10 protein-coding genes are annotated in these 13,508 nt (G+C 43.5%); 9 read left to right on the top strand and 1 reads right to left on the bottom strand.

The features are described from left to right. Positions 1-210 precede the first annotated feature (210 nt). From AACZ11_RS00695 to AACZ11_RS00655, 9 genes are all read left to right on the top strand, one after another. On the top strand, positions 211-1,563 hold the full coding sequence (locus AACZ11_RS00695) for a Na(+)-translocating NADH-quinone reductase subunit A (protein ID WP_290626225.1): 1,353 nt from the start codon (positions 211-213) through the stop codon (positions 1,561-1,563). 4 nt (positions 1,564-1,567) lie between these two features. Further along, positions 1,568-2,791, top strand: a complete 1,224-nt coding sequence (locus AACZ11_RS00690; RefSeq protein WP_290626223.1) for an NADH:ubiquinone reductase (Na(+)-transporting) subunit B — start codon at positions 1,568-1,570, stop codon at positions 2,789-2,791. 2 nt (positions 2,792-2,793) lie between these two features. After that, complete coding sequence (locus tag AACZ11_RS00685; protein ID WP_290626221.1) at positions 2,794-3,543, top strand: Na(+)-translocating NADH-quinone reductase subunit C; 750 nt, start codon at positions 2,794-2,796, stop codon at positions 3,541-3,543. Positions 3,544-3,546: 3 nt separating this feature from the next. Next, the gene (locus AACZ11_RS00680; RefSeq protein ID WP_290626219.1) at positions 3,547-4,194 is read left to right on the top strand and encodes an NADH:ubiquinone reductase (Na(+)-transporting) subunit D; all 648 of its coding nucleotides are present in this window, start codon (positions 3,547-3,549) and stop codon (positions 4,192-4,194) included. Between the two features lie 73 nt (positions 4,195-4,267). Continuing rightward, entirely contained in the window at positions 4,268-5,005 is a 738-nt protein-coding gene (gene nqrE / locus AACZ11_RS00675; RefSeq protein ID WP_290626217.1) for an NADH:ubiquinone reductase (Na(+)-transporting) subunit E, read from the top strand. A gap of 1 nt (position 5,006) precedes the next feature. Continuing rightward, positions 5,007-6,314, top strand: a complete 1,308-nt coding sequence (gene nqrF, locus AACZ11_RS00670; protein ID WP_290626215.1) for an NADH:ubiquinone reductase (Na(+)-transporting) subunit F — start codon at positions 5,007-5,009, stop codon at positions 6,312-6,314. A 178-nt stretch (positions 6,315-6,492) separates the two neighbouring features. Next, positions 6,493-11,274, top strand: a complete 4,782-nt coding sequence (locus AACZ11_RS00665) for a S8 family serine peptidase (RefSeq protein ID WP_290626213.1) — start codon at positions 6,493-6,495, stop codon at positions 11,272-11,274. 104 nt (positions 11,275-11,378) lie between these two features. Beyond that, a complete protein-coding gene (locus AACZ11_RS00660; RefSeq protein ID WP_290626211.1) occupies positions 11,379-11,741 on the top strand; it encodes a Na(+)-translocating NADH-quinone reductase subunit F in 363 nt (120 codons plus the stop codon). After that, positions 11,738-12,745 (top strand): FAD:protein FMN transferase, encoded by a 1,008-nt coding sequence (locus AACZ11_RS00655; protein WP_290626209.1) that lies wholly within the window; start codon positions 11,738-11,740, stop codon positions 12,743-12,745. Before AACZ11_RS00660 ends, AACZ11_RS00655 begins: the two co-directional genes overlap by 4 nt. On the opposite strand, the gene AACZ11_RS00650 is transcribed toward AACZ11_RS00655, so the two are convergent. Beyond that, complete coding sequence (locus tag AACZ11_RS00650; RefSeq protein ID WP_290626207.1) at positions 12,731-13,507, bottom strand: class I SAM-dependent methyltransferase; 777 nt, start codon at positions 13,505-13,507, stop codon at positions 12,731-12,733. The genes AACZ11_RS00655 and AACZ11_RS00650 overlap by 15 nt on opposite strands. Position 13,508 lies beyond the last annotated feature (1 nt).

Raw genomic sequence — 13,508 nt, 5'->3', positions numbered from 1 at the left:
CACATTCCTTCTTGTTATTTACCCTACTTGAGATGCCGCCTTTAGGGAGCTATTCGGTACACAGCATTTCTTGAAAAAAATCCGTACCCAATGCTGCTAAAATTATACGCAATTATTATGTGATGCTACATTAAATTTATAAATTTGCACTCCCTTAAATCCCGATACTCATCGGGACGGGAAGAAAAAGAAATTTAACACTAGCATCCTATGTCCAAAGACATTAAGATTAAAAAGGGTCTAAACATACGATTGAAAGGCGAAGCCGATAAAACAATATCCAACGCGCCGCGATCCAGAACCTTCTCGATTAGACCTTCAGACTTTCACTTGATTACTCCTAAAATGGTAGTTAAAGAAGGTGCTAAACTACAAGCCGGAGACACTGTTTTCTACGCAAAGGCAAATGAAGCGATCAAATTCGTTTCACCGGTTAGCGGAACACTCACCAAGATAGAGCGCGGCGCAAAACGCGTTATTACCGAACTGGTCATTGAAGCCGAACCTCAAGATACCTATAAAGATTTTGGTGTGGCAGACCCGTCTTCCATGCAACCGGAAGCCATTAAGCAGCATTTACTGGCTGCAGGATGTTGGCCGTTTATAAAACAGCGTCCGTATCACGTGATTGCCAATCCGGATAGCACTCCAAAAGCTATCTTTATTTCGGGTTATGCCACAGCGCCACTGGCGGCCGATTATGATGTGACCTTGCGCGGTAAAGAAAAACAATTACAGGCAGCCCTTACCGCACTGAGCAAACTTACCGAGGGGAAAGTGCATGTCTCTGTAGGAAAAACAGGCGTATCTCCTTTTGAAGGATTAAAAGACATCACCCTTCATACAGTGAGCGGGCCGCACCCGGCCGGAAATGTGGGAGTGCAGATTGCAAAGATCGATCCGGTGAACAAAGGTGAAACCGTTTGGACAGTGAATGCTCAGGATCTGGTGATCATAGGGGATTTATTGCTTACCGGTAAATTTAACGCAGAACGCGTGATCGCTTTGGTAGGTTCTTCTGTTAAGACACCAAAATATTATACGACCAAGATCGGCGCTGAAGTGGCGACGTTTTTATATGATTCAGGATTGACCGAGGAGAACGTTCGGGTGATAAGCGGCGACGTACTTACCGGAAAGCAGATCTCGGTAAAAGGCAATCTTGGATTTTACAACAATACCGTTACTGTGATCCCGGAAGGAGACGATTATGAGTTCTTCGGATGGAACAAGCCCGTGTTCGATAAGATATCCACATCAAGAGCATTGACCTTCTCATGGCTTTTTCCAAATAAGAAATTCGAATTGGACACAAATACCAATGGCGAACACAGAGCTTTTGTGGTCACCGGAAATTATGAAGAGGTTTTCCCAATGGACATTTATCCATTGCAAATTTTAAAAGCCTGTATGGTAGAAGATCTCGATGCTATGGAAGCCTTGGGGATGTACGAGGTGGCCCCGGAAGATTTCGCACTTACCGAGTTCATTTGTGTATCAAAACAACCCCACCAGGAGATCATAAGAAAAGGTCTTGACTTAATGTATAAAGAAATAGGATAATGCTATGGGATTGAAACAAAAATTACATACGCTAAAAGAAAAATACAAAGGAAAAAAAATGGCACCGGCATTCAATGCCTTGCACACCTTTTTGTATCTACCCAATGAAACGACACACTCCGGGTCGCATGTTCGCGCTGCGGACGATCTGAAGCGTACCATGAATACGGTGATCATGGCCTTGATCCCTTGTTTGGTATTTGGAATATATAATGCAGGATACCAGCATTATTTAGCCACAGGAGAGATCGAAGCCGCTGCAGGATTTTTCAGTGGAGAATTTTGGTCGTGGCAAAACTTTGCCATGGGCGCCTGGACCGTACTACCTTTGGTTATTGTATCCTACGGAGTAGGACTGGCGGTAGAATTCTTATTCGCTGTGATAAAAGGTCATGAAGTAGAAGAAGGGTATTTGGTGACGGGAATGTTAGTTCCGTTGATCGTGCCGGTAGATATTCCGCTATGGATGTTGGCGGTAGCCGTGATCTTTGGGGTGGTGATAGGAAAAGAAGTATTTGGCGGTACCGGAATGAATATTTTAAATCCGGCGCTTACCATCCGTGCCTTTTTATTCTTTGCCTATCCTACTTGGATGAGTGGTGATAAGGTTTGGGTTCATGGTGCGGTAGAAAGAGCGAAAGAAATTGCAGCGGGATCGAATGCAGATGCCATTTCGGGTGAGACCATTTTGGGTAGTTATGCACAAAATCAAGATGTCGTCTATAGCCTGCAAGATATGTTCTTAGGGTTTATCCCGGGATCTGTTGGAGAGACCTCGAAATTGTTGATCATATTTGGCGCCTTGTTCCTTATTTTTACCAAAGTGGGAAGCTGGCGAATTATTTTCAGCACACTCATAGGAGCCCTTGCTATGGGATTGATCTTCAATGGTGTGGTGGAAATGGGTTGGATTAATGAAGGAAGTAAATTCTATGGATTGATGACCGTTCCGTTTTGGCAACACCTGATTATAGGAAGTATATTGTTTGGTGCGGTTTATATGGCAACAGATCCTGTTACGGCATCTCAGACTAACAAAGGAAAATGGATTTACGGATTCCTTATCGGATTTATATCCATACTGATACGTGTGTTCAATCCTGCGTATCCCGAAGGTGTCTTCTTAGCAATCCTGCTAATGAATGTCTTTGCTCCAACCATTGACCACTATGTGTTGCAAGGCAACATTAAGAGAAGAATGAAACGTTTAAAAGTTAAAACAGCATAAGAATGGCTATTAACACAGATAAGAACAGTTATACCGTCATCTTCGCCATTGTCATGGTGATCGTGGTTGGGTCTATTTTGGCAGGGTTTGCCAGTGGACTTAAACCGCTTGTGAAAGCAAATGAGAAGTATGAAAAGATGCAGAACATCTTATATGCCATGAATGTCAATGACAATGAAGGCCCAAACGATGTTACCTTTATTCCAACAGATAGGGTTGAGGAAGAGTTCAATAAGTATATCACCAAACAATTGGTGATCCAAGGAGATAATATTACAGAAGACGATCAGGCATTTTTGATCGATCTTAAAAAAGAAGAAACCTTGGCAAAAGAGGAAGGTTATACACGCAGATTGCCTCTCTTTATTGGCGAAAAGGACGGAAAGGAACTTTATGTGATTCCGGTGCGTGGGAAAGGTCTTTGGGATGCCATTTGGGGATTTGTTGCTGTAGATAAGGGAATGACAATTCAAGGCGTTTATTTTGATCATAAAGGAGAGACACCCGGACTTGGAGCAGAGATCAAGCAACGGTACTTTATGGATGATTTTACCGGAGAAAGCTTCTTAAATGGAAATGCTTTTGAAGGAATCACGGTAGCCAAAGGAAACAACGATCCTAAGAATACAGATACTTCAGATAATGAAGTAGATGCCTTAGCGGGAGCGACTATTACCGGCGACGGAGTTTCTGCCATGCTTAAAAAGGATATTAGAATGTACGTACCCTATTTTCAAAAATTAAATCAGTAAGCTATGGGACTTCTATCAAAAAAGGACAGTAAATTAATTTTAGACCCGTTAGCAGATAACAACCCGATCACGATTCAGGTGTTGGGAATATGTTCGGCTTTGGCGATCACGGCTCAGTTGAAACCTTCGATCGTAATGGCGATTTCGGTGGTTTTTGTATTGGGTGTAGGAAACGTGGTGATCTCTTTGATGAGAAATATCATTCCGTCGAAAATACGTATCATCGTGCAGCTTATTGTAGTTGCTACGTTGGTAATTATCGTGGATCAGGTGCTGAAGGCATTCGCGTATGAATTGAGTAAAGAACTATCGGTATTTATTGGATTGATCATCACCAACTGTATCATTATGGGGCGTTTTGAAGCCTTTGCCTTAGGGAATGGCCCTTGGAGATCCTTCCTTGACGGAATTGGAAATGCAGCAGGTTATGGCGTGATCCTCATTATTGTTGGGTTCTTCCGTGAATTGTTGGGATCGGGAACCTTATTTGGTTTTAAGGTGTTGGGTGACCCCGTTGAAAAATCGGGTCTTTATGCCATTGGATACGAAAACAATGGATTCATGGTGTTACCCCCAATGGCATTGATCGTTGTAGGATTGATCATCTGGGTACAACGAAGCAGAAATAAGGAATTGATCGAAGAGAATTAATATTCAGAATAGAACGAAAAGAATAAATAGAAATTCGTTTTGCTGAATAACACAATATTAGAATAACAGAAAAATGGAACATATAGAATTGTTTTTTAAGTCGGTCTTTGTAGACAACATGGTATTTGCCTATTTCTTGGGAATGTGCTCCTACCTGGCGGTCTCCAAAAAAGTAAGTACGGCAGTGGGACTTGGGGCAGCGGTTATTTTTGTATTAACCGTGACAGTGCCAATGAACTGGCTGCTGGATCAATACATCTTACGAGAAGGAGCATTGGTTTGGTTAGGTGAAGGATACGCCGATTACGATCTGAGCTTTCTGTCCTTTATTCTCTTTATTGCTACCATTGCTACCATGGTTCAGTTGGTAGAGATCGTAGTGGAGAAATTTTCTCCGTCATTGTATAATTCATTAGGGATCTTTTTACCACTTATCGCTGTAAACTGTGCGATACTTGGAGGTTCATTGTTCATGCAATCACGTGATATTGCTACCTTTGGTTTGGCATTAAATTACGGGTTCAGTTCCGGGATAGGCTGGTTCTTGGCGATCGTGGCAATTGCAGCCATTCGCGAAAAGATCCGGTATAGCAACGTACCGGCTCCGCTTCGAGGATTGGGGATCACCTTTATTATTACAGGGCTTATGGCGATTGGATTTATGAGCTTCGGAGGAATGTTAACAGGCGGGGGAGAGGAAACTTCTTCTTTGGAAACTGATGGTGAAGTAGGTCTTAAAACCGAAGAAACTATACAAGATAATTCAGAAACTATTGAGATCACTGAGGTTTCAGAAATAACACAACAATAATATGTTTTTAGCAGCAAGTACCTTAGGAGTCATTATTGCGACCGTAGTAGCCTTTTTGGTTTTGACCTTGTTATTGGTTGCCCTATTGCTCTTTACTAAACAAAAATTATCACCTTCAGGACCGGTAAAGATTACCATCAACGATGAAAAGGTCATTGAGGTAGAATCCGGTGGTACCTTATTATCTACCTTGGGTAACCAAAAGATCTTCTTGCCTTCGGCTTGCGGGGGTGGAGGAACCTGTATTCAATGTGAATGTCACGTCCTTTCGGGAGGTGGTGAAGCACTTCCTACGGAAACACCGCATTTCAGCAGAAAAGAATTGAAAGAAGGCGCCCGCTTGTCATGTCAGGTAAAAGTAAAACAGGATATGAATATTCATATACCTGAAGAGGTTTTCGGTATAAAGAAATGGGATGCTACTGTCGTGCGTAACTATAACGTAGCTTCTTTTATTAAGGAGTTTGTGGTAGAGATACCTGAAGATATGAATTATAAGGCTGGTGGATACATTCAAATTGAGATACCTCCTTGTGAAGTTAAATATGAGAATATTGATATCACTGCACATCCTGAAGAACACGAGACACCGGATAAGTTTCAAGAAGAGTGGGACAAATTTGGGTTGTGGCCGTTGGTCATGAAGAATACCGAAACAGTCGAGCGTGCATACTCCATGGCCTCCTATCCTGCCGAAGGACGTGAGATCATGTTGAACGTTCGTATCGCCACACCACCATGGGACAGAGCGAAGAATCAATGGATGAGCGTAAATCCGGGGATCGCTTCTTCGTATATCTTCGATAAGAAGCCGGGCGATAAAGTGGTGATTTCAGGGCCTTATGGGGAGTTCTTTATCAATCCTTCTGAAGCAGAAATGCTGTACGTTGGCGGGGGAGCAGGAATGGCGCCTATGCGTTCGCACCTCTACCATCTTTTCAGAACGTTGAAGACCGGCCGAAAGGTAACATATTGGTACGGAGGACGCTCTAAACGTGAATTATTCTATATCGATCACTTTAGAAACTTGGAAAAGGATTTTCCGAACTTTAAATTCTACATGGCACTTTCTGAACCGCTTCCTGAGGACAACTGGAAAGTGAAGAAGGATATCAACGATGAAGGAGACGGCTTTGTTGGTTTCATTCATCAGGTCGTTATCGATAATTATTTGAATCATCATGAAGCGCCTGAAGATATCGAATTGTATTTCTGTGGTCCTCCTTTAATGAACCAAGCGGTTCAAAAAATGGGCGAGGATTTTGGGATCCCGGACGAGAATATACGTTTTGATGACTTTGGAGGATAAACACATACTATAATAAAAACAAGGCCGTTTCAATATATTGGAACGGCTTTTTTAATTTAGTTCTTAAAAAAACATGTATTTTATCGATAAAAAATTGCATTATAACGATAAAATATTATTTTTGGCATGTTTATTTCGTTCAAACAGAGTTTTTTAAGCCCCCTAAATCACATTGCTTATGAAAAATTTTCTACTATTGGCGCTGCTATTAGCTGTTTTTACGGCTTCTTCGCAAACACTAACTAAAGGGAAAGCCAACACGCCGAGAAAAGTTGATACTACCCAATACGCCAAAGCACTTCAAAAGATCACGGCAGAATACGACCAAGGTAAACTTGCCGCCTTGTACAGTATTTTTTCAACACGAAGAAACCTAGAGAAACAGGAAGCCATCGCTTATGCATTGGTGAACAACTTGCCCATACAAAAATATAATGAAGACGGAACCTTCGATGAATTACAACGCATAGGCCCCAATGGAACCTTGCTCTACTATTCCCTACACAATGTGAATGCGGCTATCTCTACACGGGCGAACCATTTAAATACCGGTGGTACCTTGGGACTCAATGTAAATGGAGATGGATTGACTGCCCATGTTTGGGACGGCGGTCCCGCACGCCCTACACATCAGGAATTTGATGGTCCGGGAGGAACAAATCGAGTGTCTATTAATGATGGTGTCACCGCTATCAACGGCAACAGTTTTCATGCGCAACACGTAACAGGAACTATTGTCGCTTCAGGATTGGTAGCCGCGGCCAAAGGAATGGCGTGGCAGGCCGATGCCAAGACACACGACTGGAACAACGATCTAGCCGAGGCGACTGCGGAAGCTTCAGCAGGGATGCTTATTTCTAATCACTCGTATGGTTATAATGCAACGGCCATTCCGGACGCTTGGTTTGGTCAATATGGCCAAGATGCCAGAGAATGGGATCAACTAATGTACAGTGCGCCTTATTACCTAATGGTAAATTCCGCAGGAAACGACGGTGCAAACAATACGGCCAATGCAATTCCGCTCAATGGCCAATCAGCATACGATAAATTGAATGGAACGGCCACGGCCAAGAACAATTTTGTGATTGCCAACGGACAAGATGCGAATGTGGATGCCAATGGAAACCTGATCTCAGTTACCAGAAATTCCGGAAGTAGCGAAGGACCTACAGACGACTACCGTATTAAACCGGATATCATGGGGAACGGGACAAGCTTGTATTCTTCCTTGGAAACGAGTGATAGTGCCTACGGAAATTTGACAGGTACTTCAATGTCGGCACCCAATGTAAGCGGATCCTTATTATTGTTGCAGGATCATTATTTCGATCTGAATGCTACCTTCATGAGAGCCGCTACACTGAAAGGTCTGGCACTTCATACCGCAGACGATGTGGCGCCTACCGGTCCCGATGCCAACACGGGTTGGGGGCAAATGAATACTAAAGCTGCTGCCGAAGCGATCACCGCGGCACCTACCGGTGCGGTAATTTCTGAACTTACCTTGAATCAGGGGCAATCTTACCAAGTAACCATACAGTCGGACGGCGTGAACCCACTCAAAGCTTCGATCTCTTGGACCGATCCTGCCGGTGCTGTAAATAACGGAACCAACAGCAATACACCTGCACTGGTCAATGACCTTGATCTTCGGCTGAGTAATGGTACCGTATATACACCATGGCGTTTAACCGGTGTGACAACCAATGGTTTTGGCGACAACACGGTAGATCCATACGAACGAATTGATATCGCCGGTGCTTCAGGACAATATACCCTTACCGTAACACATAAAGGAACCCTTTCAAGCGGTTCGCAAAATTTCTCTCTTATTGTTACCGGAGGAATCATTGCAGCAGCATCACCGGAGATCTCTTTCGGGACAACCACTGCTACCACAACAGAACAAACGGACTGTAGTTTTACCGATGTTTCCATTCCGGTGAACATCGCTATGGCACCTTCTCAAGATGCCGATGTAACCTTCACGGTTTCGGGAGGAACAGCTACTAGTGGAGCAGACTTCGACCTGATCACAACATCATTAACTTTTTTACAAGGACAAACCACGTCACAGGATATGATCGTTCGGGTCTATCACGATGGTTTTGTGGAAGTGCCTGAAACCCTTACGGTAGACTTTACCGTCAATCCTAATGGAGGTGATGCCACTGCCAATACCAACGCCGATTCAGTTACGATTACCATCCATGATGACGATCTGGTTCCTGCCAGTACACAAAATATAAACGTTTATAGTGAAGATTTTGAAGATTGGACAGGATGGACCAACCTCGACAGAGACGGGGATGGAAACGGATTTTTATCGCTGTCCTTTACATCCGGAGGCTATACAGGTTTTACCGGACAGTTCGCAGCTTCAGAGACAGACCTTACCGTATTGAACCCGTCCGCAAATCCGCCAAAGGCTACAGCCAATAATTATTTGATCAGTCCACAGATCACGATCCCTGCAGGGACGACCAACACGGCCTTTACTTTTTCCGTTGCAGGATTCAACACAATAGAGCATTATCGTCTGCAATGGACAACGAGTATAGCTTCCTATGCTGCCATTGATGCAGGGATCATCTTGGAAGAACGAGATGCTACTGCAAATACTGGAGATATACGAACGGTAAACAATACTAGCTTGGCCGGACAAACCGGCTATTTTGTCATCCGCCACTACAATTCATCAGCAAATAACGGAATTCTCTTGTTCGATGCGTTAGATGTTGTGGCTACTGTAGAATCACCGATTCAAACCGCTGTGAATACAGCTACGACCAACGACCTCGTATTGGTACCGGGAATGGGAACCTTGTACGGTGCAGATGCCGGTTCGGGAGCCATCATGATGTCCATTACCAATAACAATACGCACAATTACGGTTGTGTAGACATGTCAGTTTCACGGGCGGGAACAGGAGCACAAGCCTATAACGGAAGCACCATACCAAATTTGGTGATGGACAAAACATTCGATATTAACCCGGCAACCACAACTGGTGCAGGAGATACAAGCATCACTTTTTATTTTACCGAAGCTGAAATAGCAGGTTGGGAAACCGCCGTAGGTGGAACGGTAGGGGTTACAAGAAATAACCTTGTAGCCGCTAGAGGGAATGCCTCTAGTTTCACTGAAACAGCAACCTTAACTGTAGGTGCCTTTGGTTCTAATGTGACGCTCACAGGAAACTTTACGGGCCTTGATGGCACTTATTATTTTGGACCGATTGGCGCTTTTGTAAACTGTCCCGGTGTAACCAAAACATGGAATGGCAGTACCTGGTCACCGGTTGGAGTGCCCACTACATCAAATCCTGTGATTCTCTCCGGGAATTATGATACAGCGCTCCATGGAGACCTTAGTGCATGTACTTTAATTGTAAATAATGGAGTGTTCCTTACGGTTTCTCCCAATGACTTTCTACAAGTAAATGGAAATATTACGGTGAATGGTGATATGGATGTATTACATACCGGCAGCGTTGTACAAGTAGATCCTGCAGCCACGGTAACAAACAACGGAACCATCGAGGTATATCTTACAACACCTGTCTTACAAACTCGTGATTTTATGGTTATGGGTAGCCCTATGAGTGCAGAGACGAGAAACGGAGTGTTTAATTCAGCCTTTTTAGTTTTAGATCACACACCGGGGAATTTCGTTCCCCACACAGGGGTTCCTGCAGGGGGAACTAATTTTGCCGATGACAATGGAGATTTTTGGAACTCCTACAACGGGGTGATCAATGTGGGCGAAGGATATATAGTACGACCGCAATCGGGGTATACAGATCCTGCGAATCAAACCTATTCTTTTGTCTACGATCAAGGAACGCTTAATAACGGAGATGTAACTCGAACAGTAACCTACAATGGGACAGGGATCAATCCGGATGGTACGCCCAATGCCTTGGCAAATCCGTATCCTTCAGCGATTTCTGGAGACGATCTTATAAATAATAATCCATTTATCAACGAATTGTACTTCTGGGAACATCTTACGCCACCAAGCTCCAGCATTCCGGGATATGGAAGTATCAATTTCAGTATGGGAGATATTTCTATGTACACTCCGGGTGGAGCATTACCTGCGGCCAACGACCCCGGTACATCAACGACGCCTAACGGTATTGTCGCCACGGGTCAAGGCTTCGGGATTAAAGTAAATGGAGGTGCCAATCCAGGAACCGGATCGGTCACTTTTACCAACGCTATGCGTCTTACCACGGGTAACACTACATTAAGAACGCCCTTGGCAGATGTAGAGAAAGTATTACTTCGTGTACGAAATGATGCTTACAATATTGGAAGTTATGCATTGGTAGGCTTCAACCCCATGGCAAGCAACGGTCTTGACCAAGGTTACGATACCAATCGTATGGCAACTGCTATTTCTCTTTATTCACATTTAGACGATGGAAGTGAACAATTAGGTATTCAAAACAGAGGTGTATTTGAAAGCACGGTGAAGGTGCCTATGGGCTTTGCAACCCAAGTGGAAGCGGAAACCAATTTTGTGATCTCATTGGCCAATGTTGAAGGGCCTCAGGTGTCTCAAGGGGCAATTTATTTAGTTGATACCTTTGAAAATACGGTTACAGATCTTACGGTTTCAGAGTATACATTCTCAAGCATAAAAGGAACTTTTAATGAGCGATTCAGACTTCAATTTGAACCTGAAGTAATTTTAGAGACGCCCGATGTTGTCTTAGAAACCATATCGATCTATCCAAATCCGGTACGGGATATACTCACCATTCTCTCACCGCGGACACCGGTCCTAGCAGTAGAGATAGTGGATGTCACCGGACGACGCGTTCAAAAGATACAGTATAACCAAAGTGCCAATTACACTTTGGATGTGTCATCATTGCGTTCTGCCATGTACTTTATTGCGATTACAACAGAACACGGAACAGTAACAAAACGCATTATTAAAGAGTAATATTCCATAATTTTTTTTTGAGAAAAGCCGTTTCTGCCTGGGAACGGTTTTTTTTATGGAAGTTTAGAGGCAATTTCTTCAGCTCGTGTATCTTTGTAGTTGATATGAAAGAAGAGCTAACAGCACAGGAGTTGCACAACCTCGCCATGAACATCGTGGGCAAGGAATTACAGGAAAACGGTTTCGAATTTTTAGGCGTAAATTCAAAATTGAAAAAGGATCCTCAATTCGTGGCACTTCGGGATAAAAATTTACATTTTGTGGTAGTGCGCGCCGTTTCCTATCCTAAAAATGCAGATGTGTATGATCCTGTTCTCATGCAAACAATGAAGGAACACGCACTTAAATTTGAAGCGAAAACTTTTTATGCCGGAGTGGGATTAGGACACGGAAGCGACTACGCCAAGCCGGTTATAAAAGGGGAAGATTATACAATGGTCTATAATGGTTTACAGGAAATCGTATGAGAAAATTTGGTGTTTTTGCGGTTTTACTAGTATTGCTCTCATGTAAAAATGAGACTTCAAAAGTAACCGTGTTACAAGGCGATGCTTTTGGAACTACCTATACCATTCAATATGTGGGTGGCGATCTAGCCGGTATTGAAAAAGGAGTCGATTCGGTTATTCATACGATCAATCGCTCCATGAGCACGTACATGCCCAATAGTGATATCTCAAAGATTAATAAAGGAGCTTCAGACCTTGTAGTGGACACCGATTTTAAAGCTGTGTTTAGACTTTCTGAAGAAGTACATAAGCGTTCTGGAGGATATTTTGATCCAACTGTTGGTGTGCTTCGGAATGCCTACGGATTTGGTGACGAAAATCCACTTCAAAAGATAGACAGCACAACACTCGATTCTTTATTGCAGTATGTTGGATTCGACAAAGTGCGTCTTACTTCCGAAGGAACCGTAGAAAAATCACATCCTGAGATCTATTTCGACTTCAATGCCATAGCAAAAGGATATGGCATAGACAGAATAGGTGCTTTTCTCACGGCGGAAGGAGTAGATGCTTATTTAATTGAATTGGGGGGCGAAATTTTAGCCAAAGGGACCAACCCCGCCAAGGGGCAACCTTGGGTAGTTGGAATCGAGACAGTGGATTCTCAACTTGATGACCGTACGTTTCAAATTACCATTCAACTTCAAGATAAAGCGATGGCATCCTCAGGGAATTACCGAAAGTTTCGGGTGGACTCCGTAAGCGGAAAGAAATACGTTCACACTATCAATCCGCTCACCGGTTCGACCGAACAAAGTGATGTGACCAGTGCAACGGTAGTGGCAGAAACCTGTGCCGAAGCCGATGCCTATGCGACCGCTTTTATGGCCTTGGGGCTAAAGCGATCCAAAGCTTTGCTGGAAAAGTCACCACAATTGGAAGCCTATCTTACGTACAGTGATACATTAGATGCGCCACAGGTATTTATGACCGAGGGCTTTAAGAGGTTACTTAACAAGTAGTTTTTTACAAACGGGAAGGAGTTCTCCTTGAGCCAGACGGTAGGTGTCGATTTCTTCTTCGGAAAGTGTCTTGGTATAGTCTACTGCGTGTACTTTAAAGCCTGCGTTCGCCAGTTTTTCAAAATAATCCATTCCGTAGATACGCACGTGATCATATTGCCCAAAGATCCTGGCGCGTTCCTTTGGATCGGTAATGGTGTTGTCCTCAAAGGTCGTTTTCCTTTCGGCATCATACGGAACCTGAAGAATAGCCATGCCACCCGGTGTCAAGACACGGTATAACTCCTGCATCGCTTTGGTGTCGTTTGGGATGTGTTCTAAAACGTGATTACAAATAATAAAATCGAAACTTTCATCGTCAAATGGAAGTGCGCAAATATCTGCTTTTACATCAGCCAAAGGCGAGTTGAGGTCGGTAGTTGTATAGTTGAGGTGTTTCAGTTTACGAAATCGTTTGTAGAACGCCTGTTCCGGTGCAAAGTGCAATACCTTATGTGGCTGTGAAAAAAAGGTTGTTTCACGTTTCAGATACAACCAGCACAATCTGTGCCGTTCTAAAGACAGTGTACCGGGCGCTAATACATTGTCACGCACCTTCTCGTAGCCGTAGGGAAGAAATTTTCGAAAGGACTGCCCGTCTATAGGGTCGGTATACCGATTTCCACGAAGAAAGAAGGCCACCACCGGACGTACCAGATAACTAAGTCTAATGAGGAGCGTTCTAGGAATGAGATTCAGAAAATATTTAAAGAGCTGATGCATT

It is taken from the genome of uncultured Altibacter sp., assembly GCF_963972995.1.
In the GTDB taxonomy this organism is placed as follows: domain Bacteria; phylum Bacteroidota; class Bacteroidia; order Flavobacteriales; family Flavobacteriaceae; genus Altibacter.
The sequence above is the reverse complement of the archived record's forward strand: the minus strand, read 5'-3'. Positions and strand labels throughout refer to the sequence as shown.

What these genes read in the sequence shown, in the direction of transcription:
- AACZ11_RS00695 (WP_290626225.1), top strand. Translation starts at nt 211, where the DNA reads ATGTCCAAAGACATTAAGATTAAAAAGGGTCTAAACATACGATTGAAA.
- AACZ11_RS00690 (WP_290626223.1), top strand. Translation starts at nt 1,568, where the DNA reads ATGGGATTGAAACAAAAATTACATACGCTAAAAGAAAAATACAAAGGA.
- AACZ11_RS00685 (WP_290626221.1), top strand. Translation starts at nt 2,794, where the DNA reads ATGGCTATTAACACAGATAAGAACAGTTATACCGTCATCTTCGCCATT.
- AACZ11_RS00680 (WP_290626219.1), top strand. Translation starts at nt 3,547, where the DNA reads ATGGGACTTCTATCAAAAAAGGACAGTAAATTAATTTTAGACCCGTTA.
- nqrE (WP_290626217.1), top strand. Translation starts at nt 4,268, where the DNA reads ATGGAACATATAGAATTGTTTTTTAAGTCGGTCTTTGTAGACAACATG.
- nqrF (WP_290626215.1), top strand. Translation starts at nt 5,007, where the DNA reads ATGTTTTTAGCAGCAAGTACCTTAGGAGTCATTATTGCGACCGTAGTA.
- AACZ11_RS00665 (WP_290626213.1), top strand. Translation starts at nt 6,493, where the DNA reads ATGAAAAATTTTCTACTATTGGCGCTGCTATTAGCTGTTTTTACGGCT.
- AACZ11_RS00660 (WP_290626211.1), top strand. Translation starts at nt 11,379, where the DNA reads ATGAAAGAAGAGCTAACAGCACAGGAGTTGCACAACCTCGCCATGAAC.
- AACZ11_RS00655 (WP_290626209.1), top strand. Translation starts at nt 11,738, where the DNA reads ATGAGAAAATTTGGTGTTTTTGCGGTTTTACTAGTATTGCTCTCATGT.
- AACZ11_RS00650 (WP_290626207.1), bottom strand. Translation starts at nt 13,507, where the DNA reads ATGCATCAGCTCTTTAAATATTTTCTGAATCTCATTCCTAGAACGCTC.